The organism is Pantoea sp. ICBG 1758, assembly GCF_002928325.1.
GTDB classification, from domain to species: Bacteria; Pseudomonadota; Gammaproteobacteria; order Enterobacterales; family Enterobacteriaceae; genus Pantoea; species Pantoea eucrina.
Genome location: NZ_POWL01000001.1, coordinates 904,451 through 925,618, shown reverse-complemented (window position 1 = coordinate 925,618; position 21,168 = coordinate 904,451). Strand labels below are relative to the sequence as shown.

24 protein-coding genes are annotated in these 21,168 nt (G+C 50.5%); 2 read left to right on the top strand and 22 right to left on the bottom strand.

Going from position 1 to position 21,168, the window contains the following annotated elements:
- Nucleotides 1-13 precede the first annotated feature (13 nt).
- From C1Y41_RS04625 to C1Y41_RS04530, 20 genes are all read right to left on the bottom strand, one after another.
- Entirely contained in the window at nucleotides 14-472 is a 459-nt protein-coding gene (locus tag C1Y41_RS04625) for a hypothetical protein (protein ID WP_104084927.1), read from the bottom strand.
- Between the two features lie 9 nt (nucleotides 473-481).
- On the bottom strand, nucleotides 482-2,515 hold the full coding sequence (locus C1Y41_RS04620; RefSeq protein ID WP_369826768.1) for an autotransporter outer membrane beta-barrel domain-containing protein: 2,034 nt from the start codon (nucleotides 2,513-2,515) through the stop codon (nucleotides 482-484).
- Nucleotides 2,516-2,640: 125 nt separating this feature from the next.
- Nucleotides 2,641-3,540 (bottom strand): alpha/beta fold hydrolase, encoded by a 900-nt coding sequence (locus C1Y41_RS04615; RefSeq protein ID WP_104084926.1) that lies wholly within the window; start codon nucleotides 3,538-3,540, stop codon nucleotides 2,641-2,643.
- Between the two features lie 4 nt (nucleotides 3,541-3,544).
- On the bottom strand, nucleotides 3,545-4,426 hold the full coding sequence (locus C1Y41_RS04610) for an alpha/beta fold hydrolase (protein WP_158249862.1): 882 nt from the start codon (nucleotides 4,424-4,426) through the stop codon (nucleotides 3,545-3,547).
- Between the two features lie 87 nt (nucleotides 4,427-4,513).
- Nucleotides 4,514-5,398, bottom strand: a complete 885-nt coding sequence (locus C1Y41_RS04605; protein ID WP_104084924.1) for an alpha/beta fold hydrolase — start codon at nucleotides 5,396-5,398, stop codon at nucleotides 4,514-4,516.
- A gap of 69 nt (nucleotides 5,399-5,467) precedes the next feature.
- The gene (locus tag C1Y41_RS04600; protein WP_104084923.1) at nucleotides 5,468-6,223 is read right to left on the bottom strand and encodes a phage minor tail protein L; all 756 of its coding nucleotides are present in this window, start codon (nucleotides 6,221-6,223) and stop codon (nucleotides 5,468-5,470) included.
- On the bottom strand, nucleotides 6,220-6,558 hold the full coding sequence (locus tag C1Y41_RS04595) for a phage tail protein (RefSeq protein ID WP_104084922.1): 339 nt from the start codon (nucleotides 6,556-6,558) through the stop codon (nucleotides 6,220-6,222). The genes C1Y41_RS04600 and C1Y41_RS04595 overlap by 4 nt, the downstream gene beginning before the upstream one ends.
- 9 nt (nucleotides 6,559-6,567) lie before the next feature.
- Nucleotides 6,568-8,856 carry a phage tail tape measure protein gene (locus C1Y41_RS04590; protein ID WP_104084921.1) on the bottom strand — a complete coding sequence of 763 codons (2,289 nt, stop codon included), beginning with the start codon at nucleotides 8,854-8,856 and terminating at the stop codon, nucleotides 6,568-6,570.
- A gap of 39 nt (nucleotides 8,857-8,895) precedes the next feature.
- The gene (locus tag C1Y41_RS04585) at nucleotides 8,896-9,348 is read right to left on the bottom strand and encodes a hypothetical protein (protein ID WP_104084920.1); all 453 of its coding nucleotides are present in this window, start codon (nucleotides 9,346-9,348) and stop codon (nucleotides 8,896-8,898) included.
- A 91-nt stretch (nucleotides 9,349-9,439) separates the two neighbouring features.
- Nucleotides 9,440-9,724 carry a phage tail protein gene (locus C1Y41_RS04580; RefSeq protein WP_369826767.1) on the bottom strand — a complete coding sequence of 95 codons (285 nt, stop codon included), beginning with the start codon at nucleotides 9,722-9,724 and terminating at the stop codon, nucleotides 9,440-9,442.
- On the bottom strand, nucleotides 9,724-10,104 hold the full coding sequence (locus C1Y41_RS04575; RefSeq protein ID WP_104084919.1) for a phage tail assembly chaperone family protein, TAC: 381 nt from the start codon (nucleotides 10,102-10,104) through the stop codon (nucleotides 9,724-9,726). Before C1Y41_RS04575 ends, C1Y41_RS04580 begins: the two co-directional genes overlap by 1 nt.
- Before the next feature lie 102 nt (nucleotides 10,105-10,206).
- A complete protein-coding gene (locus tag C1Y41_RS04570) occupies nucleotides 10,207-10,356 on the bottom strand; it encodes a Hok/Gef family protein (protein WP_104084918.1) in 150 nt (49 codons plus the stop codon).
- Between the two features lie 218 nt (nucleotides 10,357-10,574).
- Complete coding sequence (locus tag C1Y41_RS04565) at nucleotides 10,575-11,225, bottom strand: hypothetical protein (RefSeq protein WP_104084917.1); 651 nt, start codon at nucleotides 11,223-11,225, stop codon at nucleotides 10,575-10,577.
- A 67-nt stretch (nucleotides 11,226-11,292) separates the two neighbouring features.
- Nucleotides 11,293-11,793 (bottom strand): phage tail tube protein, encoded by a 501-nt coding sequence (locus C1Y41_RS04560; protein ID WP_104084916.1) that lies wholly within the window; start codon nucleotides 11,791-11,793, stop codon nucleotides 11,293-11,295.
- Between the two features lie 51 nt (nucleotides 11,794-11,844).
- Nucleotides 11,845-12,213: a DUF3168 domain-containing protein gene (locus C1Y41_RS04555; RefSeq protein WP_369826766.1), complete on the bottom strand. Its 369-nt coding sequence runs from the start codon at nucleotides 12,211-12,213 to the stop codon at nucleotides 11,845-11,847.
- A complete protein-coding gene (locus C1Y41_RS04550; RefSeq protein ID WP_104084915.1) occupies nucleotides 12,210-12,695 on the bottom strand; it encodes an HK97-gp10 family putative phage morphogenesis protein in 486 nt (161 codons plus the stop codon). The genes C1Y41_RS04555 and C1Y41_RS04550 overlap by 4 nt, the downstream gene beginning before the upstream one ends.
- Nucleotides 12,688-13,020: a phage head closure protein gene (locus tag C1Y41_RS04545; protein WP_104084914.1), complete on the bottom strand. Its 333-nt coding sequence runs from the start codon at nucleotides 13,018-13,020 to the stop codon at nucleotides 12,688-12,690. The genes C1Y41_RS04550 and C1Y41_RS04545 overlap by 8 nt, the downstream gene beginning before the upstream one ends.
- A 247-nt stretch (nucleotides 13,021-13,267) precedes the next feature.
- The gene (locus C1Y41_RS04540; protein WP_104084913.1) at nucleotides 13,268-13,597 is read right to left on the bottom strand and encodes a head-tail connector protein; all 330 of its coding nucleotides are present in this window, start codon (nucleotides 13,595-13,597) and stop codon (nucleotides 13,268-13,270) included.
- Nucleotides 13,594-17,343 carry a phage portal protein gene (locus tag C1Y41_RS04535; protein WP_104084912.1) on the bottom strand — a complete coding sequence of 1,250 codons (3,750 nt, stop codon included), beginning with the start codon at nucleotides 17,341-17,343 and terminating at the stop codon, nucleotides 13,594-13,596. Before C1Y41_RS04535 ends, C1Y41_RS04540 begins: the two co-directional genes overlap by 4 nt.
- Nucleotides 17,344-17,552: 209 nt before the next feature.
- On the bottom strand, nucleotides 17,553-19,520 hold the full coding sequence (locus C1Y41_RS04530; RefSeq protein ID WP_104084911.1) for a phage major capsid protein: 1,968 nt from the start codon (nucleotides 19,518-19,520) through the stop codon (nucleotides 17,553-17,555).
- 270 nt (nucleotides 19,521-19,790) lie between these two features.
- On the opposite strand from C1Y41_RS04530, the gene C1Y41_RS04525 reads away from it, so the two are divergent.
- Both C1Y41_RS04525 and C1Y41_RS04520 read left to right on the top strand, forming a co-directional pair.
- Nucleotides 19,791-20,180, top strand: coding sequence for an acyl-CoA thioesterase (locus C1Y41_RS04525; RefSeq protein WP_104084910.1), 390 nt, complete (start codon nucleotides 19,791-19,793; stop codon nucleotides 20,178-20,180).
- Between the two features lie 61 nt (nucleotides 20,181-20,241).
- Nucleotides 20,242-20,517 carry a hypothetical protein gene (locus C1Y41_RS04520; protein ID WP_104084909.1) on the top strand — a complete coding sequence of 92 codons (276 nt, stop codon included), beginning with the start codon at nucleotides 20,242-20,244 and terminating at the stop codon, nucleotides 20,515-20,517.
- Nucleotides 20,518-20,546: 29 nt separating this feature from the next.
- On the opposite strand, the gene C1Y41_RS19840 is transcribed toward C1Y41_RS04520, so the two are convergent.
- Nucleotides 20,547-20,765: a hypothetical protein gene (locus C1Y41_RS19840; RefSeq protein WP_146065225.1), complete on the bottom strand. Its 219-nt coding sequence runs from the start codon at nucleotides 20,763-20,765 to the stop codon at nucleotides 20,547-20,549.
- Between the two features lie 109 nt (nucleotides 20,766-20,874).
- Complete coding sequence (locus C1Y41_RS04515) at nucleotides 20,875-21,087, bottom strand: superinfection immunity protein (protein WP_104084908.1); 213 nt, start codon at nucleotides 21,085-21,087, stop codon at nucleotides 20,875-20,877.
- Nucleotides 21,088-21,168: the final 81 nt, after the last annotated feature.

Here is a 21,168-nt window from a genome sequence, read left to right as displayed (position 1 = left end):
CGCGGGGTTCGGCTTAACCATAAATTTCGGTCAGTATTGGAGAATGTTCGGGCAAATCGATGTGTTTGAACGTGACCAGATCTTTAGCGGCGACATACTCAATCACCGATCTGTCAAGGGCATTCAGAAAGCCCCGCTCGTTCGAATCAAGATAAACGAGAATTTCCTGATGAAAGGCTGGTCCGTAGAAATTCATTCGCGCCTGAGAAACGGATTTAGGTGGGATCTCTTTTTTCTGCCAGCCCGTTATGTCTCCCAGAGACTGGACCCGAACAAACTCATCATAATAGTGATAATAGAAATAGTTCTCGTAATAGAGTGAAAGATAAATTAAGGCAAAGCAAAGTTGATTTTTGAAATGGTTTTCCCGATCTTTCAGCGCTTTTCGCAGGAGCGGATTCTGAATATAGCTGAGCGCCACATCATAATGAATGTCTCCGGCGGGTGAAATAATCCATTCAAATTCCATCATAAGACCCCCTTAAAAAGTGGCGCTCAGGCCAACATTCCAGCCAATGTTATCGGCTTTGCTGTTGCTGGCCGTGGTCGAGACAGCGGCATAAGCGTTAATGACCTGACCGAGCGGCATGTTCGCACCCACGGTGAAATCAACCCAGTTTTTATCTCGCTCAGAGACCGACGTTTCAAAAGCGGTTTGGGTGGATTTGATCCCGGCGCGGACGTCTGAATTCGTGTCGCCCCATGCATGGTTATACTTCACCTGTGCAAACGGGTTCACCGGTAAGTTTTTGGTGTCGATGCGCCAGCCAATGGATCCGGTCTGGGTATGTGCATCCTGCGCACCGAAACGCATCGCCGATTCACTGTTACCTTCTTCGCTGTACCCGCCAACATGAACATAATCCAGTGAATAACCGAGAACGGGACTCGTTGAAACAGTGTCTGTAATCGGGAAATCCCAGCCAGTAAGAACGCGAAACCCTAAATCCTTGCCGCTCGCGCTGCCGTCTTCCGTCTTCCGATAGGAACCCAGATTGAAGGAACGGTGAATGCTGTCAAAGTCCAGATCGGCATAATGCAAATCGCCACTGATCCAGCCCCGGTTAAACAGACGAAGTTGGCTATAAACCCCGAACATATTACCGCGAAGCTTATAATTAAAATCACCTGTCGGATGTTCCCGGTTGTCGCTGGTGGCATAAAGCAAACCGACTTGCCAGTTTGGAAGGACGTTATAACCAAAGCCGAACGTGAAGTTCGAGGTATTGGCATTGCCATTACTCGAATTATCGTCGGTGTCGTTGATATGCTGACCGGCATAGCCAAAGAATGAGGTGAAATCACCTTTAGGACCGTTCTCGCGCAGCTGCTGAAGGTTCCCGTCCAGTGAACTCTGGGTGTCTCCTATCAACGCCTGAGGGGCAACAGAGAGCGCGCCGACCTGTTGAGGGGCGTTCAGGATAGACTGAATATAATCCGCGATGATGGCGTGAACAGCAGGCGTGGGATGAAAGCGGTCCGCAAACAGATAGTTTTCATCTTTGTTGAAGCCTGGCTGATCAGAATGGCATTCGTTGGCAGCGGTTCCGGTCGGACAAGCAGTCCCGACCGTATTCGTCAGACCGAATTTCGCCGGATCGGCAATGATGTCATCGAACAAACCGGCCATATCCGCCCGCACGATGTTCCCGTGAAGTTGAGAGAGACCCGCATCTTCCTGCTGATTGTAAGAATCCGCCAGCTGGTTCACCTCACCATCAAGCGCCTTCCAGCTGGAAAACAGCTTATCCGCGATTGTTTGCTGCTGAGTGGGATCAGAGGATGAAGCGCTAGCCAACTTCACAAACGCCGCATGAACGGCGGCTTCGCGCGACGCAAGGTCGGGTGTCTTCACACTGTTCAGCGCCTGATAAACGGCTGCAACCGCCTGAGGACCGAGCGACGAGGCGACCGTTTCCGCCACAAAGGGCGTATTGCCCAGATGGGGAACATTCGGGACAATGACTGTTCCCGCACCGGCATCGAGAAGTTCTTTAACCTGACTCACGGCGGCGTTCGCGCTGTTGGTGATGGTCTGCGTAGCAGTGGCGGGATTTTCAGGGGCATTGGCGACATCGTTAGAGCCTATCCAGTGGATATAAACGCCATGCGGATCCGCTTTGCCGCCCGTGGATGCGAGGTAGTTAGCGACCTGATCCTGAGTATTGACGTTCTCGGGGTTCAGTCCCGGTAACGCATCCGCGTTTGCCTGGGCAAAGTTATTTCCGCCTTGTGAAGAAGGCTTAAGCGTTAAGCCATAATGAGATGCCAGATGATCATCATAAAGGGCATTTTTATCGCCATCCACAGTAAAGCGCCCCACGTTACCGCTATCACTCAGACTGTCACCAAATACGGTCATCGAGGAAAAATGTTGCGCGAACACCGGCATCGAGAGTGCCGACAGAATGCTTCCCGTGATGAAAGACTTCTTAAAACCACTTTTCATGAAATCTCCAAAAACCTCAAAATTAGAATTTATTTTCAACACTTTAAAGAACAGAGCGGTTTTCAAGATCTCAAAACCGTCAACTGATTATCTTTAAATCAATGTTTAGGAAATCTCATTCTGAGCGAAAATAACTTAGGTATTCGATGAGGTTTTTGAGGGAAAAAAAACCCGCTTTCGCGGGTTGGGTCTTATTCGGAATGATTTCGGATAAATTCGACCACCAGGTCGTCAAACCGTTCGGGTTCCTCAATAAAGGGCATATGCCCGCTATTGTTAAACAGAACGAATAATGAATTGACGATCTTGTTCGCAATAAAACGGCCTGAGATCGGTGGACATACCCAGTCATGCTCACCTGAAATAATCAGGGTGGGAACGGTTATCTTCTGAATCTCATCACTCAGATCGTAATTCGGAATGATATTCGCCACAAAGTGATCCATCACTCGGGTCGTCGGAACACTGTAGCGGATCACGGGCAAAAACATGTTTTCATTACCCGGCGCGAGATAGTAAGGGCCGACCTGATTCAGGAACTTGCGATGAACTTCAATGCGCTTTTTGTCCATCATCTCTTCAAGGCTGGCAGGCATAAAGAGCTTCGTCGCAATGGACACCACCTCTTGCGGCGCGCGTTTAACCAGCGTCGGCGTTTTCTGGGATTCCTTTTCGCCTGGCGTAAACTGATGGCCCGCGCTGGTATTACACAACACCAGACCTTCAACCAAATCAGGATGGCGAAGCGCCACCATCAGCGAGACAAAACCGCCAGCCGAATGGCCCAGGAAAAACGCTTTCTTGATCCCGAGATAATCACAAAGTGCTTTGGCATCATCAGCACAATTTTCGAGGGTGATCGACTCAAGAGGCACATCAGAAGATCGGCCCTGTCCCCGCATATCCCAGTAAATGAGATTAAAGGGAAGCGCAAGCGGATCAAGGCCCGGACGAAGATAGCCATGATCAAACCCCAGACCACCATGCACCACGACAACCGTGGGTTTTTCCTTGAGTTGTGATGTAACCGCATCGAGCTTTTCACCCACCACATCGAAGAAAATGCTCATGTCGTTAATTTTTGCAAACATAGGCTCAGTCCTTTGTCATTTGCTCAAGGAAAAAATCTTTCACTTTCTCAAAGAAATCGATCGGCTTTTCAGCGAAACTCAGATGGCAGGAGTCCGGGAATTCGACATAAACGGAACCGGGGATCTTACTGTACATCAGGCGCGAACCGCTGGGTGGCGTCAGCCAGTCATGAGCACCGGCAACGATCAGCGTCGGTGCGGAAATCTTATCCAGCTCATTACGTAAATCGTAAGCGGGATAAAGCTCGGTGACAAAGTGATCCAGCATGGCCACGTTCATTCCTGTGTAACCAAAAACACCGTCGTAAAGATCCATAAACTGATCCGCAAAAAAGAACGGACCGACCGTCTTCAGCATTTCATCCACCAGCCCGCGCGTTAACGTCTCTTCCGTCACGACACCTGGCGCATAAACCCGAAGGCAGGTTTCCACCACTTTTTCGCAGGCACGTTCAGACAGCATGGGATTCGGTGCGACCTGATCATGAACCTTGTGAACACTGGGTGCAGTATTGACCAGCACCAACGCTTTCAGGCGATCATAGTGACGCAGGGCAAAATGCAGCGCCACGAATCCGCCTGCGCAGTGTCCGACAATATAGACTTTCCCGAGACCGAGATAATCGATAAGGCCCGCCACATCATCCGCCATCGATTCGAAGGTGATTTTGCGAACATCAGTGACGTCAGTTCGGCCCGAACCCGGCAAATCCAGATAAATCACCTGCCCCAGCAGGCTCAGCGGATCCATCGTATTACGGAGATAACCGTGATCAAAACCGGAAGCGCAGTGAATCACAATAAAGGTGGCGCGAGGTTTTAATTTGGAGGTCTGAGCATTCAGGCCTTCTCCAACAACATCAAAAAAAATCTTTTTACCATTCACATTTGCAAACATAAAAACCTCTCTTAAAGTTAAAGGCCAGAGGTAAGAATCAAATCCCTTTGACAGGGTTTTACAACGACACCATCACTACACTTGAATATTCTTATTAATGAATCCTTTTACCTGATCGTAAAAACGATCGGGTTCCTCAATAAAAAGAAAATGCCCAGAGTCGTTAAATACGACAAAATCGCAATGTTGCATTTTTTTTGCGAGCATATGGGAACCAACAGAAGGCGTCGCCCAGTCATGGAAGCCTGACATAATCAACGCAGGCGTTTTCACCAGGCTGATTTTCCCGAGCGACGTAAAGAAAGGATTCAGACTCCGAAAATGATTCACCATGTTCATCTTGTAATGAACATTCATCCAGATGGAATCGAAGCGATCCATATTTTTCGGAGCCATATAATACGGCCCGACGCGCGTTGCATAATCGACAAAGGTTGCTTCGCTGAGCGGATTCGGATTAAAGAAAAAATTATGGGCAACATCGAGCAACTCACCCTGAACACGATCTTTCAGGAATGGGGTCGGATAACCCTCTTCATCCTTGCCAGGAAGAACCGTCATCCCCATCGAGCTTGAGACCAGAATCAGACCCTTCACTTTTCCCGGATGACGGATCGCGAGTTTCTGGGCGATGAAGCTCCCTGAGGCGTGACCAAAGACAAACACCGATTCCAGACCGAGATAAGTAATCAGTGCGGCCACATCATCCGCCATCGTGTCGAACTGAATCGTCGACATTGGCACATCAGATGAACGGCCCTGACCGCGCATATCGGCGTAAATAATCTGATAATCGGAGGAGAGGTTATCCAGTGACGGACGCAAATAAGCATGGCCATAACCATAGCCGCCTGACAGTGCGAGCATCACTGGCTTATTCGTAGACGGATCATCCATGTTTTCAAATTCGGTATCGACAACATCAAAGAACAATGTGGCATCGTTTAACTGAGCTAACATGAACACCTCACTCCAGAAGATGATTTGATAATAAGAAAGGCGAATAAATAAGCTGCACAAACTGAGCGATCAGGTTCTTAATAGCGACGTGCCGGGGAACCCCCCGAACGATAAGGGGTTATCTTGTCCGAAACGCAATTTACAGCCGGTAATGGTTCCCGAGCAGGTGTCGAGGCTCGGATCAGAGACAGGATTATTGAATTTGTCGAAATAATTGGTCCCGGCATAATCACAACCATCACCGGATCGGTATTTCCCTCTCATGCACCATGTACACACCGCATGAAGCTGCCGGGTCGGAATTTGCAGCCCCTGAAGGTCCATCGGACTCGACAGCTGAAATTCTACCTGTACTTTGGTTTCACTCGATTTCGAGTCGATGTAGAACACCCGAAGTTTTTCTTGCGTCGGATCGGCGTTCGCATTGCCGTCCGGGAAATTGGCCGCATCGAGATAGGTCGCGAGCGTGTCATGAATCGACACCTTCGCCTGAAGCATGTCCTGAAACTGCAAACAGAGCGCGGTAATCGATCCATTCAGGTTCGCAACCGTTAGCCGTGGACTCGGTGCGCTCCCGGTTGTCGATACCTCCAGGCCTTCGATTTTACAGGGCCATGCGGAATATTCCTGACCTTGCCAGAATATCGATTTAGCGGGTAATTTCGTTTCATCGCCACCTGCTGCCAGAATTTCGGCTTCGGTGTGTGCGATGTTATGGGCATGGAAACGAAGCACTTCATCCACGCCAAACGCGGAACCGTCAACTTCGTAAAGTCGGATTTCAGATCCGGGTTCAAGTTTCTGATAGTCACTGGTTAAGCTCATGGGGCATAGGCCTGAACGAAGGTGGTGGTCATTTCAAAGAGACCCGCACCGAGCGCGGTGGGGTTATAAGAGGAACAGCGATAGAGACCCAGATCTTCGCCAGGAGGTTGCCAGGCGAAGGCGCGATAGCCCTGATGATCGTCGAGAAAATCTTTAATTTCGCCAATAAAAGATTCTGTGCCTGTAAAGGTCAGGTTCCAGTTCTGGCTGCGGGTATTGATGCCGTTTCCGGCAACCTGGGTATAACCGTCACCGAACTGGACAGATCGAACATTAAACGTCATGTCACCCGATGCGTTAATGCGTGCGCACCAGGTAAAAGTGTCGATAGCCATAGCTCCGCCCTAGCGTTTTCCGCGAACCACACGACCAATATCGCCATCATCACGCAAATCGCGCGCGAGATTGCGCTTATAGCGTTCATCAACGAAGCGTCCGATCTCATTACCGAACTGACGCCAGTCTGCGCTGTTCGTGGTGGACTGCGATCCGCTGTCAGAAATCGTGATGTTGACCTGAACACCACCCGCCGGAGCCTGAACGCCGGAATTCAGGCCGCTCGCTTTCACACCCAGCGAACCATCTGCGGCGCGCTGAAGGGGAATAATCGCCTCAGGCCCATCTTCGCCCATCAGGCCAGCGCCACTCGCGAACCGGAACATCGTCGGCGAGCTGACGACAGAATTACTGAAGGCGCTTAAGCCGCTGGCATAGATGCCCCCTTTCGCGTTCGCCGTGGTTCCGCCACCGAAGAAGCTCGAAATCCCGGAAATCGCGGAACTGAACAACCCACCTGATCCGCTGAACAGATTCGAGGCGGCGGCCTGAAGGGCCACTTTCTCGATCATCTGGAGAACGGACACACTCCACTGTTTCCAGCTCACGGTGTTCCCTTCCAGGGCGGAATTCACATTATCCAGCGCGGAAGACATGGCCGAACTCACATCATCTTCAACGGTCGAGGAGATGTCAGAGGTTTGTTCCACCCAGTTCTGAAAACCGGTCGATGCGCCATCGAGCCAGTCGCCCTGAAGTTGGTCCAGTTTTTTATAGTAATCCTGCTGATCGCTGATCCGGGTCTGAAGGGCTTTCTGAAGCGCGGCGGTTTCACGGGTATACACATCGGCATCTATATCCCCGCGTGTGCGTTGGTTATCCAGATCCTGTTGTTGCTGAAGATAATCCTGGCGAATGCTGATGATGTCCTGAAGGCGTTGCTTTTCGGTATCGCTCAAACCAAACCCGGACGTGTTGACGTTGTTCGAGGCACGGGCGTTCAGGTTCTGGTTCTGAAGATTGGTCATGTATTGCTGAACCGTCAGATTATCCTGATTCGCCTTTTTCACGGCGTTCAGGCGGTCCACTTCTGTCGCCAGATCGCGAAGGCGGGTTTTCTGGGTGTCATTGAGCGTTTTGAGGTTGCCGCTTTGCAGATTGAAATTCAGCTTCTGAAGTTCTGTTACCTGCTGACCACGCTGGGCGCTGGTGTTGATGGTGGCGATCATGCGCTGATATTGAAGTGTGGCGTTATTGTATGTGCTCGCCAGCTGCTTCGCGGCCTGATTGGCCTGATTGGTCTCGCCGGTATTGAGTTTATAATTTGAGGTGCGCGTTGCGGCCTGAGTGGGAAGATGAATGTTGCCCAGTCCGAGTGAATTCAAGCCGGAGTTTTGCTGGGCGTTATAGGCGGCATATCCTCCTGCTTTAAACCGGTCCCCCACCTGAGAGAGTAACGAGGTGAACTGAGCAGCACGGGCGGCAATGGTTCCGAAATCCGCCACCAGGCTCGCGACACCACCAACCAGCGTCGTTAAGCCCTGAAGCACGGTCGGATCGGTGAAGACTTTTCTCAGCTGATCCAGCCCGCGTTGAAGCGGGGACAAATCGACCTGAGCCAGCCCCGCCGCAATCTGCGTTTTAAGACCGTCAACCTGTCCTTCAAGATCGCGAAAGAAGTTCGACACCTTCACCAGTCCCTGAATCTGGTCTTCGCTCGGAGCCAGACCGTAATCTTTCGCGTCTTCCTTAAATTTATTCAGCTGCTTGTTGTTATCCTCCAGCAGCGGCAACAGGCGAGAACCGTCATTCACCAAGCTTTCGAGGATATTGGTTTTGCCTGCCGTCGAAATATTCGACTTGTTTAAGGCGTCCCCGATTTCCGTGAGGATCTTATCAGGCGAGAGTTTTTGCAGCTTCTGCGCAGAAAGCCCGAGGGTATCGAGCGCCTGAGCGGCATCACCGGACTTGTTCAGAACGGCATCACCGATTTTATCGTTGATGTCTTTGAAGATGTCGGAAATCTGATCGCCTGCTATGCCTGCCTGTTTGGCGGCATATTGCCACTGAAGAAGATTTGTAGTGGAAATGCCCAGTGATTTCGCCCAGCGATCGGTTTCTGTCACCTGGTCGGCGGTATTCTTGACGAGCGACAGAGTTGCTGAACCGATACCCGCTGCGGCACTGCCAGCGGCGACGGCAACGCCTGCGAGCGCTGCGCCAACCTCCAGGGCGGCGGCTTTGGTGTTACGTCGCCATTTATCGGCGGCGCGCTCAGATTGGTTCATACCGCTGATAAACCCGCCGACTTTGGCGATCAGGTCTATCGTAAGCGTACCGAGGGATCGCGTTGCCATAATATCCCCATAAAAAAACCCGCCGAAGCGGGTTTGTTTTTACAAGTAAGACCGAAGACACCTCTTCAGCTCTCTTAAATACTCTTTGCCGAGCCAGTGGGGCATGTTCTCATAAATTGGCCCAATCTCATGAAAATTCATTTCAAATAGCTCAGAGGCCGATCTGTTAGGGTCTTTGTGAATAAACTGAAGTGCCTGAAGAAGGATCATGTCATAATTCAATGCAGGAGGACCATCCTGATAATTTACAATATAACCTATCCCGTTCTTTAAAAGCCTTGCCCGATCAAGCGCGTCATAACGAGAAGTCGATCGTTTGTTAATCAGATAAGCGCCATAAAAGGAGAAAATAAATCCCAGCGCGAGTAGAATATAAGATCCGCGAATTTTCTGAAAGAAAGGATCATGATTCATCAGGTTGTGAAGTGTAAGCAGTGTGACAAACAAGCTAATAAATAAAATGACAATGCCTTTGGATCTGTATCGTTTCATGTAACCTCTTTATTATAAAAAGTACAGCAAAACGATTTTAATAAAGGGCAACGTCAAATCTTATCAATCAGAGCGATAGTTAGAAGCCTAACTAATGCCAAGTATTCATGGCATCCTCAAGCGAAATGGGTCCATCATCATCAGGTTCTGGTTCGCTGAAGTGCTGTGTGAAATCGGTGGGCTGGAAGAGCGGTTTTGCGGGATCGCGATGGGCGTTCGCAATGACCGAGGCCACCACACCACCTGACCATTCCGTTCGAAGACCGGCATTCAGAGAGCCATATTTATGTCGGTAAAGCGCCCAAAGTTGATATTCAGGGCGGGACAGGGATTCTTTCGCCTCTGCAATGGTTTTCCCGCCGATTCCGTTCAGCACTAGCTCACACCAGAATTCGTCTTCTTCGGTGAGCTGGTAGCCTTCCCCAGATCATTCACTTCCTGAATGGCCACCAGCAGTGCAACAGTCAACGCGCCATCAAGCGGCCCGCGATCGGGATTGGCTTCGCCGGTAATGTCAGCAACCGTGAACACCGGCTTTCCTTCTTCATCACAGACCGATGCCGCGATGCGTCCGGCGATGCCGTCGATTTTACCGCCGATCGCCATGATGTCAGAGGTTGCAGCCTGATACCCCATCGGACGAATGAACACGGTCGCCTGAAAGGTGTCTTTGCCCTGCTGCCATTCGATCTCACGTTCAACCGGCCTTCCGGTAAACGCACCGAGGTTTTCAAGATTTTCGAGGGTGAGTTTCATTTTTTGTCCATGAAAAAACCCGCACGAGGCGGGTTCTGTGAAAGCTGCGCTTTGCGACAATTCTTCGCCTGATGGCGGGGACGAACCCCGCCTTCAGACCCCTTAACTGTTAAGTTCGTAGCTCAACCCGGCGTCAACCTCAAAGACATTCGTTTTAATGCGAACATCACAGAGCCTGTCACGTTCCAGCCAGATAACAGCCAGAATGGTTAAACAGATGATCGCAGCCATAACTGCGCCTTTGTTTTGCATGGTTGAGCCTCCAAACTTGCCTTTCGGCGGTTAAGGGGCTACTCTTGTGTTGCGAAGACAAGGGTCGCCCCCTCCAAATGATAAAAAGTTTGCTGGGGGCTTTCTTTTGCCTGCCGATCACTGATGCTCACGACAAACAGCCGAAAGCGCAGCAATGAGATCTTAACAGAATCGAAATCAGAGAGAAATGAAAAACCCGCCGAAGCGGGCTGTGAGGCTTAAGATGAAAAAGACTTTAACTTTTCATCATGAAGGCTAAACATAAATTGTTGCGAACCGTTATTGAAATAATCGACCTCAATAATCGCGTTTTTGTGTTTCTTCGCCTCTTTAATGAAGGCCTGACCGTCAGTCATATACATAACATTGTTCGGATAGGTATTTATCATTTCAAGATGGAAACGATGAACTTTACCGCCATCAAAACTCACTGAGGCATAACAGCCGTCATAACCGCATTCAAATTGACCGTTATTGGTGGTTAAGTAAACCTCGCGAACGGGCGCATGAGGTTTATATTTTTTCATATTCAGATTGCCGCTGACGGTCATAATATGAAGCCAGGTATCGCGATCATACGGAAAAGCAAATTTGATTTTATTCTGTGATGCATTGTCACCATATTCTTTAATGGTGTGACGAAGCTGGTCATTTTCAAAATGATATTGCCAGTTTTTAATCACCTTCACTTTTTCAGTCACGGGGGTGGTTGGCAGTGACAGATTCAAACTGTTCATCTTCGTCAGGGTTTCATGCTTCACATCTTCAACGGGTTTGACGGGTTCAACCGGATTCGCCTCAACATACCACTGAAAACCGATAACCGCTGCCGCAACAATCAAACCACCCTTCCAACGTAAATTTTTCATTATTTCCCCCTCAACTCAATGAAGGGGATTATACAATGTATATACTTATGTCAGGTTGCCAAATGTGCTACGAACCCGCATCCGCGACCTTAGGAACCCAGATCCCCGCGCCCGAACGCTGGATTGTGCCGGTTGACTGAACCACGGTGTTCGCCTGGAAATCAAACGGGAAATCGGACACATATCCTTTGAAAACATACCAGGTCCGATCGGATGGGAGGATCAAACCATCAACGGCATTATCGGAATCCGTACTATCAACCGTGGGTTCGGAATCCCCATCACTCCACCCGATAGCAAATACCAGATCGGACTGGTCGGCGGTTTCGGCGAGATTACTCAACATCAGATGACTCTGGTTATTCGGATCCGCGTTCAGGGTCAGCGAAGCCTGCGCCGGGGTGCGCAGCCCTTTTTTATAGGTGCGCGTGCTCTTTTCGCTTAGACAAGTATCTTCAATCTGATCGGCTGGAGAAGAGCCGGGGTTAAAGGCAGTGATACATTCAATCTCCCCGACTGTGACATTGTTATAAACCCAGAGTTGGGTTCCTTGCGTTAAAACAGACATGATTTTCTCCACGCGAAAAAAAACCGCCCTGAGGCGGCTGGGTGGGATGGGTTATCGAAGAACCATCCAGTCAACGTCGAACGAATAGCGATAACTTTTGGTTTCATCATCCTGGACGTGATCGCCCCAGCGGGTGATGTAGGAATGCGGCTCGATGGCATCCCGGATCGCCAGCGCGATATTTCGGGCCTCTGCGGCGGTCTTTGCGAAAACGTCGACCTGAAGCGAGAACATATCGACATCCGGCAAGGTTCCCAGAAACATCTGCGGTGAACCGGCATAGTTCTGAAATGTGCCATAGGGATAGGTGGCCTTTTCAGGTTTATTGGCAAAATCATAAAAGCGGAGAATGGTCGGCCCGAGATATTTCATCACATCAGGACTTTGGGCGAGCACTTCGAAAATAGGTGCATTCATCATGATGGCTGGCTCCGCTTTCGGGCGCGCTTGATGGCGCGATCGAGGGATTTTTCATACTCGGTGGTAAAGGTATGCAGCACATCATTCATGCTGGCTTCCATCGCCGGTCGCATTATCGGGCGCGCCCGCATTTTTTCGGTTCCGAATTCGAGTAATCGCCAGTGTGGGGTCGGCGCGTTCTCTCCCAGATCGGGATGGTTTACAAGAACAGCACCATGTAAAACCCCAATGCGAAAAGCAATATTTCCATGCTGTTTGAACTCCCGACCATTCCAGCGAAGCGCAATATTATCTTCAATGCTTCGCCCGGTATGCGGATCATCTACGCGTGCGGCGATTTGCTGCGCACGCCTCACGATAATGTTCCCGGCTTTGCGAAGTGCAGCGCGCCCGCCTCTGCGCCTGAGGTCATCAGACACTTCGAACAGCTTACCCAGAAGGGAATCCACCCCCACGATCGAGAAATCAACACCATCAGCCATCGTTTACCCCTTCTGTGCAAGGTAAGGTCATGTAATCCAGGCCGGACCAGAGATCGGGAAGAATGGCCGCGATGTTGTAAATTTTCCCCCGGAACAGGATCCGCCAGTCGCTGGTCACATCATCCCGATAACGCATCGTGATGCGCGCCCGGATTTCTGACTGAATCGCGTTGGCGGCGATAAATTCCCGTCCTGAGAGTGGCGCGACCTCCGCCCATACTGACGCTTGTGTTTCCCAGATTTCGGTGATGTCACCGGTAATCGGATCCTGAATGTCGCGATGAGACTGAAGGTCGACATAATGCTTTAATATGCCCGCTTTCATCGGTCATCCTCGCGGTTTCCCGTTCAGGTAAATTTGAGCGGGATGATCATCGTCTTCAGACAGGAATGAATCGTAAATCACGGCCACGAGGCTTTCATTCGATTCAGCGAGTCGGTTTATCGCGGCTGTCTGTTGGCTGAGTGCCTGGATCAGATTTTCTTCCAAAGGTGCGTTCATAAGCTAAACGGGCCATTTTTTTAAGCCACGCACGACGCGCAGCACATCCGGCGCAGGCCATGACCCCTCCTTAAACAATCGTGGGTTTACGAAGTGAATAAATCAGGCTGGTGACGGTAAACGGGAGATAACCCTGATGGTAAGTGGTTTCTTCTTCCCCATTTCGCACACGATCGAGAATGCCGATTAAAAGCAGGGTCGCCATCTTTACCCGATCGAGTTCGTTCGTTCCCTCAATCACCGCGCCATTATCATCGACCAGCAGATCGCGCGAACTCTGGATGTAATCCAGAATGGCGGCGCTGGCCGAATAGATTTTTTGCTGAAGCTCATCATCTCCGGCAGTCTGATCGATGCGAAGATGCGCTTTCGCCTCATCAAGCGTCACGAAGGCGATCATGAATTGCTCCTTCCATCCCGCCCTTTTTTAACGGCGAGCCGCCAGCCTGTTGAACCGACATCGTTAGGCCGGTTATCGGTTTCTTCGTAGCAGTGCCAGATAGAACCGCCGAACGTCACGCAGTCGCCAGGGTAATAGGTCTGTCCAGCCTGATAGACATCACGGTAAATCATCACAGGAAGAGTGAAATCCCGCTCTTCGGTTTCGCCGTTTGATTTACTCATGCGAACCGTAAAGTGACGATCCCCTTCAACGTTCACATCGATGTCATTCAGCCCGTTCACCACACATTCAAATCCGCTCAGACCTGAGGTTTTCTGGTAAGCCCGCCATAATCCGCCGTTATGAATGGCATAGGTTCCGCGCGGATAGCTCTTATTGACGTTAATTTCAGGTAACACCTCGATCTGAAGGCCGTCTTTTCCGTCCTCACCCTTACCCGGTTCAGGTGCAGGCAGCGCGGCGACGGCGTTCTGAACCGCTTCGGCGATCATTTTGGCAAAGTCGGGCAGCTCAATCGGTTCCGGGTCCGGGAACTGAATACCGGCAACCGCACCGGCGACGAGCGCGGCAATGTCAGGTAACGGTTCTGGTTCTTTCGGTTGAGGGATCTCGATGGCAGCAACGGCTTCTCTCACCATTTTTTCAATATCCGGTAAGGGTTCGGGTTCAGGCATCGGGTATTCAGACACGGCACGCTCTAACAGCCTCGCAATGTCGGGTAATGGTTCAGGATCTTTGGGTTTGGGTATCTCGATAGCGGACACCGCCTCCTGAATCATTGCCTTTATATCCGGCAGTGGCTGCGGTTCGGGGATCGGGATGTCGATACCCTTAACCGCCTCTTCCACGAGCTGTTGAATATCAGGCAACGGCTCGGGGTCTTTAGGTTGAGGGATCGCGATAGAGGACACGGCCTCCTGGACCATTGCTTTTATATCCGGCAGTGGCTGAGGTTCGGGGATCGGGATGTCGATGCCCTTCATTGCTTCTTCCACCATCTGCTGAATATCGGGCAATGGCTCAGGGTCTTTCGGCTGCGGGATCGCGATAGACGACACGGCTTCCTTAACCATCGCTTTAATATCTGGTAGTGGCTTCGGCTCAGGGATCGGGATGTCGATGCCCTTCACCGCCTCTTCCACCAGCTGCTGAATATCGGGTAGCGGCTCAGGTTCAGGAAGATCAATTTCACTCACCGCTTTTTGAATCATCGATGCAAAATCCGGTAAGGGTTCGATCTCAGGAACCGGAATTTGCCTCATCACCTCGCGAGCGATGGCCTTCACATCAGGCTCAGGTGGGGTGAACGCCTCAATCGCATCACTGATCATGGCCGGAATGTCCGGCAGCGGCGAAGGTTCCGGTAACCTGATGTTCTCAATGGCCGATTTGATGATGGTTTTAAAATCCGGGAGCGGCTCAGGCTTCGGCAACTCAATCGCCGCGACGGCAAGATCAACCGCTTCTTTCACCATCACCGAGAAATCGGGCAACGGTTCAGGCTGGTAAACCTCAATGCGATCAACCGCTGCATTCACCATCTTTTCCACATCAGGCAGCGGTTCCGGTTGAGGGATCTCAATCTCTGAAACGGCTTTCTCTATCATTTGAGCGAAATCCGGTAGCGGCTCAGGCTGAGGGATCGGGATGGCCTCGATAGCTGATTTCACCATTGCACCAATATCGGGCAAGGGTTCGGGCTGAGGGATCGTGATGCGAGACACCGCCTCTTCGACCATCGCTTTAATGTCCGGCAGCGGTTCGGGTTCGGGCTGAACAAATTGTTCCACCACCTGATCAATAATCGCCTCAATGTCAGGCGGAATGGCGGGTTCAGGTTTCGGGATCTCGATTTCACCCACGGCTTTTCGGACCATTTCAGCAATATCTTCAGCCGAAGGATCACCTTCACGGGCAACACGCACCGCATTCAGAACCATTTCCGCTATATCCGGTAACGGTTCATGTACCGGGATCGGGATATGCGACACCGCGTCCTTAACGATAGCGGGAATATCGGGTAATTCCGGCGCATCTGGAATTTCAATCATCGCATAGACCATCGAGGCAATGGCAGATTCATCGACAGCGTTCTTTTCGATCTCTTCCACTTCTTTTTTCAGGTCAAGCACGAGTTCTTTATGTTCGGTCAGCAATGTATGACATTTAAGATTGATCTCGTAAGCTTCCTGAAGATTTTTATTGAGATAAGCAATCGTATTATCTTTATCTTCAAGGTGAGGTTGAAATTCATCCCGAATATTATCGACGGCTTCTTTAATAATCTCATGCGTCGACTGACCGAGCGTTTTTATTAATGACATTTCGCGTTCTGAAATCATTTCATTCTCGTTATTTTCGCTATGTTCATAATAAAGGATTAAGGCGCGAACATTCTCAGCTTCATTTTCGGTAAGAGGTTGATTAGGATCAGGTTGATTCGAGGCGGGTGGATTATTATCAGAGCTGTCATCATCAGAATTAATCGATGAAGATCCTGAGCTTGAGGAAAAGGGATTATCCTGCGCATCACGTTTCGCCAGCGCTTCCAGTGAATAATTCTGCTGCTGAAGATAAGGCGTATCACCCCCTTCAACCGGATCCATATTTTCCTTAATGCGCGCCTCATTCGGGGCAAGGAAACCGGCTCCGATGCCGTCGCCATAGGATTTATATCGCGCGGCGGTGTCCATTCTCAGAAGACGGCTGTGGTCGAACTCTACACAGGTCTGATCGTTCAAATCGAACGTATCCGCAAGCAGGCCTTCTATGGCCGTCATATGAACCTGAAGGCACTGTGAGTAATACGCCTGCTCAAGCGCCTCGATGTTGTTATAAGACGGGGTTTGACCGGTATCGATTTTATAGAGCGGGACGCGAAAGGTTGACGCCACGAGCTGATTCGACAGATTGAGCTGTTCCACCAGCTGCGAATCCGTCGCGGTCTGCGCCACGGCGACGAAAGCCGCGCCATCAGCAAGCAAGGCTGTTTTACCTGCATTCTCGCCCGTATAACCTTCGTTCCAGTTATCTTTAATCTCGCGCGCTTTATCCGCATCCACCGATCCGGGGACAGTGATGATCCCGCCAGGCTTGCCACCGTTCTTAAAGGTATGTGCGGAATTTCGTAACATCGCCTCACCGCCGATCGCAGCCAGCCCAGAGGCATAGACGGGTGAGAGTCCGCAAAGCGGATGAAAGAAAGTGTTGAAGCGATCGTGAATCAGTTCACGAGCTGGGACATAAAGCCCACCTGGCAAGCCGTTCAGCTCATCGGTCAGGATGGAATAGAAGATTTCACCATCATCGGAAATATAGGGGATCACACGACGCGGATCTAACACGCGCAGCTGGCGCACGCGCCCCGCTTCATCCCGAAGTTTGAGAATATACGCGTTTCCGTGTGCCAGCTTTGAAATCATCCAGAGTTCAAAGAACTGCATGGAGGTTTGATAGAAATTCGGTTTCTCAAGGAGTGGCGTGAGTTCTGGATTGTTCACCTTCACCCACACCCCGTTAGACTGGCGACGCTTAACGGCCACGGGCATCTTTGCAATATCGGCAGAGATCAGCGAAATACAGCTGAAGATGGCCGGAAACGCTAAAACACTGTCCAGCCTGATTTCAATGTTGCGTTGCCATGCTCCGCCGAAAGGCTCAAGAACCCGACTCCATGCCCCAGCATGAAGCGAATGGAGGGCTTTAGATTTTTCTTTGGGCTTTCGCCGGAGGAAATTGAACATCTATCAAACCTCATTCGCTGATTTTTTAGATTTGCGTGGCTTTATGGTTTTTTCGAGGGTGGGAAGGATTTCAACGAAACCACCCATCTGAAGGATGAGGGCGTGATCGCCGCGAATGAATTTCTTCTCCCCGGCGAAACTGTCATGCGTGGCTTTTAAGTAGCGAACCTGAATCATAATTGTGGGCGGGGTGAACCCCGCCCTTCTCCTTAGCTGCCAGCGGTGACGCTGTAATCCACGCCGGTCACAACGGAAACCGCCGCTTCACGACGACGCGCCCAGTTGATCCAGCGTTCGGCACGGACCGCGACGCTGTTCGTCTGGAACATGCTCACCAGCTCGATCGGGGTTGGGGTGAGCGAATCGTGAGTGGGGGTGGACTGCATTTCCAGAGACGCTTCGGTTGAAATGTCGATGGCTACGCCGCCATCATCAGCCAGATAGATGTTCGGGGCGTCCACCAGGATCAGCGAATCATCGATGTACTGAGACACAAGCACCGGCAGGCCGTTGAACGTACCGCCGAACATGGTCATGTCAGGGTATTCACGTTGCCCCAGCGCATTTTTACGCTGAGAAAGCGTCAGCGCGGTTGTGCTGGACATCAGCCACACTGCGCCGGTTGGCGACAGGTTGGCATCGATGAACACAGACAGCGCAATGTTCGCATCTTGATCGGGAATACCTGTTGAAGGCGAAGAAGCTGCACCGTTGGTAACGGATGCTGGCGAAACCCCATCAACCGCCGTTTTGGTCGGATCGATAAAGTCTTTATCCAGGCGCTCGATCACGGCATCGGCCAGCGACTGGCGAACCAGCGATTCAGCGGATGGCGTGGAGAGGCGGATCACCTCATCGGTCAGGACGGCAATCGCGGCGACTTTGGTGAACCCTAAGGTGATCTGGCTGAAGTCGAAGCTGGTCAGCGGTTTCGCCTTCCCTTCTCCCACCCAGTTCGCCGCACCGCCTGAGTTCTGCCCTTTAATGCGAACGTTGAACGGAATACGGGTGAAACCGGGGATGCCATTCGCACCGAAACGGCCAATGATGGTTTGGGGACGCAGGAAATCGATGAAATCTGCGGTGTAATCCTGCACGGTCACAAGATTACCGGCCCAGTTTGGATCAGAAGTAGACCCCGCACTGATGAGATCCTTCATCACAGACTGAAGTTTTACATCATCAGGGTATTGATGTTTAGCCAGATAGGCCGCTTCTGATTTCACGCCTTTGGTTGCGGCCAGCAGTTTCGCCATACGGGCAAAACCGATGCCTTTTTCAAGCTGCTTTTCGACGTGGATCACAGCTGGCGCCTGGACAGTTTTGGTCGTGTTCACCACATCGCCGCCTGCTGCGGGTTGAACCGGTTTGGCACTGGCGGCTTTCTGAGCTTCCAGATCGCGCAGTCGTCCCAGATGCGAATCAATGCTTTTCACTTCATCACTGAGTTCGTCATATTTTTCGGTTTCTTCCGCATCAAGGGTGCGGCCTTCGGCATAAGCCTTTTCCATGACTTCCGCGCGTTCGGCGTCAAGAGACGCGCGTTTGGTCTCAAACGATTTGATTTGTTCGCCTACGTTCATTTTTTTACTCTTGGGTGTGATGGATTTGGTCATCAGTGCTGAAGCGCCAGCGGGGGTTTTAAGGTGAACAACTTTTGGAAGTTGTTTTTGGGAAGCTTCGGAAGTGCCTGACGCGGCGCGAAGCTCCTGATCGATCGATTTCACGGTTGAAATCGTGCCTTCTGCATTAGCCGGAACCGTCACAACAGAAAGTTCGTACCATTCCCATGATGAAAAGCGGATCCCGCCATCATCAATAAAGGCGTATTCAATCGGGCGAAACCCGATCGATAACCCCTTAACCAGTCCGAGCCGGATAGACTGCCACGCCTCATCGAGACGCGCGGCGAGCTGGCTTGGGGCATCAGCCCGCGCGAGCTGGGCCTTTATTTCTATCCCCTCATCCGTCACGCGCGCGGACGTGACTTCACCGATCGGGGAAAGGTGGTCATGTTGCCAGAGAAGCGGGATCGGCAAACTGAACTGAGCACCGTCCGGCATCACCACATCCCCATAACGATCGGGCGTGGGTGTCGTTGCGATGCCGGTAATTTGCCGGGTGTTCTCGTTAACGGCTTTCAGCTGTAACAGGCTCACGGCGCGTTGATTATTCATCACGCGAGCCTCAGCGAGTGGATGCCCGAACGCGGGCTTAGATTGTGAATTTTTTGATCAAAGGCTTTGATAACCTGCCTGTGTCTCGCCGTTAAAGCGCGATTTCACAGAAGGACAAACCGTTGATAAAAACAAAGAAAGGCCAAAATTTAAGGAATCTCCGTCTTCCCGTTCACCAACGGGAAGAAATCAAACGTTTTTCAATCTCGATCGCAGTGTTGGCCATAACCGTCATGCTGCTTTGTTTCTTGAAAACGTAAAGGAGTCGCTATGTTCTCAAAAAGTTATGAAGTCGATCCCAAACACATTGATTTTCAGGGCGTGATGGACGGGCTTTATTACCCGTTCTATTTCGAATGGGCGCGCCATGATTATCTTTATGAAGAAATGGGCGTTGACATCGAACAGCTTTTTGAGCAAGGCCAGATGTATGTGGTTCTTGAGTACAATCTGAAATACCGGAAAAGTGTTCGTCGGGGTGAAACGGTTGTTGTGACCTGTGAGGCGGAGAAGCACGCGAAGCCGAATCGGATCAACATGGTTCAGAAGATGTTTCTCGATGGAACCATTGCGGCGGAGGCGGTATTTACCTGCACCTGTCTTTATCATGGTCGCCCGGTCATCCCGAAAGCGTTCTTTTCCAGTCTTAACTTTAAATAATCTTCAGGGCGATTCGTTCGCCCTTTTCCTTCATTTCTTTCAAGGACATCTTTGCTGACACATGAAAATTAAAAAGATTTTCTCAAAATTTTTCGGCCTGTCAGGCCCGCAATATAAAGAAGTGGATGGCGTGCGTTATTACACCATCGATAATCATGTTGCTCGCGTGGAAATTGAAGAAGAGACGGGTTTTTATGTTGGATACTTTGAAGAAATGCGCGCGATGTCTTGCTTTTATGCATTTTATGAAGTCGACATTCCTGCTAATGGCGCTGAGGCACTGAAAACCTATCTCAATCATTGCAACCTTTATAATATCAATCCCTACAAGGAATAAAAAAAAGGAGCCGAACGGCTCCTTTTTCTTTATCCCCAGAATGATTCCGAATCGAATGTATAGGGACGGATATAAGGGGGAAGGTCTTCTTCCCGATATTCGCAATCGAGGTAAACGATGAAGCCCATCACCGGAACTGTTATCGATCGGCCATGCCTGACGCCAATATTGCTTAACACTTCATCAGGACTGAATTCGCCGCTTTGTCTCATCGCGACGAGATTAATTAAGAGATCAGACGTTTTCATTTTTTTGCCGTTTTAGTAAAAAAAACCCGATTCTCGCAAATTTTTTACGCCAGAAAATCATAATCCATGCGATTAAAGGCATAAAAAAAGCCGCTTTCGCGGCTTGTTTTCAGTCTTTACGTTTTTCTAACGCATTAATAACATGTCTGGCACGGTCTACTTCATCCGATTTAACCGCCCAGATCAGCGCCAGCGCCCAGCCGATGAACGTCCAACCGAAGAAGATGTTGGTGAGCATGATCGCCCAGATGTTCATGCGGTAACGCAGGATCCCGATAAAAGTCGGAAGAAAATAAAGCACGAGGAAAATAAACACAGACATAATCTAACCTTATTGCTAACTCATAGCGAATATCGCCAAACCTTGAGATACATAGTAGATACTTTGTATCTACATTGCAAG

Coding starts and splice junctions, on each gene's coding strand:
- C1Y41_RS04515 (WP_104084908.1), bottom strand. CDS start 21,087: ATGTCTGTGTTTATTTTCCTCGTGCTTTATTTTCTTCCGACTTTTATC.
- C1Y41_RS04615 (WP_104084926.1), bottom strand. CDS start 3,540: ATGTTTGCAAAAATTAACGACATGAGCATTTTCTTCGATGTGGTGGGT.
- C1Y41_RS04535 (WP_104084912.1), bottom strand. CDS start 17,343: ATGTTCAATTTCCTCCGGCGAAAGCCCAAAGAAAAATCTAAAGCCCTC.
- C1Y41_RS04540 (WP_104084913.1), bottom strand. CDS start 13,597: ATGATCGCCTTCGTGACGCTTGATGAGGCGAAAGCGCATCTTCGCATC.
- C1Y41_RS04625 (WP_104084927.1), bottom strand. CDS start 472: ATGATGGAATTTGAATGGATTATTTCACCCGCCGGAGACATTCATTAT.
- C1Y41_RS04590 (WP_104084921.1), bottom strand. CDS start 8,856: ATGGCAACGCGATCCCTCGGTACGCTTACGATAGACCTGATCGCCAAA.
- C1Y41_RS04585 (WP_104084920.1), bottom strand. CDS start 9,348: ATGAAACGATACAGATCCAAAGGCATTGTCATTTTATTTATTAGCTTG.
- C1Y41_RS19840 (WP_146065225.1), bottom strand. CDS start 20,765: ATGAAAACGTCTGATCTCTTAATTAATCTCGTCGCGATGAGACAAAGC.
- C1Y41_RS04555 (WP_369826766.1), bottom strand. CDS start 12,213: ATGATGAATGCACCTATTTTCGAAGTGCTCGCCCAAAGTCCTGATGTG.
- C1Y41_RS04545 (WP_104084914.1), bottom strand. CDS start 13,020: ATGAAAGCGGGCATATTAAAGCATTATGTCGACCTTCAGTCTCATCGC.
- C1Y41_RS04595 (WP_104084922.1), bottom strand. CDS start 6,558: ATGGCTATCGACACTTTTACCTGGTGCGCACGCATTAACGCATCGGGT.
- C1Y41_RS04565 (WP_104084917.1), bottom strand. CDS start 11,225: ATGAAAAATTTACGTTGGAAGGGTGGTTTGATTGTTGCGGCAGCGGTT.
- C1Y41_RS04600 (WP_104084923.1), bottom strand. CDS start 6,223: ATGAGCTTAACCAGTGACTATCAGAAACTTGAACCCGGATCTGAAATC.
- C1Y41_RS04570 (WP_104084918.1), bottom strand. CDS start 10,356: ATGCAAAACAAAGGCGCAGTTATGGCTGCGATCATCTGTTTAACCATT.
- C1Y41_RS04575 (WP_104084919.1), bottom strand. CDS start 10,104: ATGAAACTCACCCTCGAAAATCTTGAAAACCTCGGTGCGTTTACCGGA.
- C1Y41_RS04525 (WP_104084910.1), top strand. CDS start 19,791: ATGTTCTCAAAAAGTTATGAAGTCGATCCCAAACACATTGATTTTCAG.
- C1Y41_RS04560 (WP_104084916.1), bottom strand. CDS start 11,793: ATGTCTGTTTTAACGCAAGGAACCCAACTCTGGGTTTATAACAATGTC.
- C1Y41_RS04605 (WP_104084924.1), bottom strand. CDS start 5,398: ATGTTAGCTCAGTTAAACGATGCCACATTGTTCTTTGATGTTGTCGAT.
- C1Y41_RS04530 (WP_104084911.1), bottom strand. CDS start 19,520: ATGAATAATCAACGCGCCGTGAGCCTGTTACAGCTGAAAGCCGTTAAC.
- C1Y41_RS04520 (WP_104084909.1), top strand. CDS start 20,242: ATGAAAATTAAAAAGATTTTCTCAAAATTTTTCGGCCTGTCAGGCCCG.
- C1Y41_RS04550 (WP_104084915.1), bottom strand. CDS start 12,695: ATGGCTGATGGTGTTGATTTCTCGATCGTGGGGGTGGATTCCCTTCTG.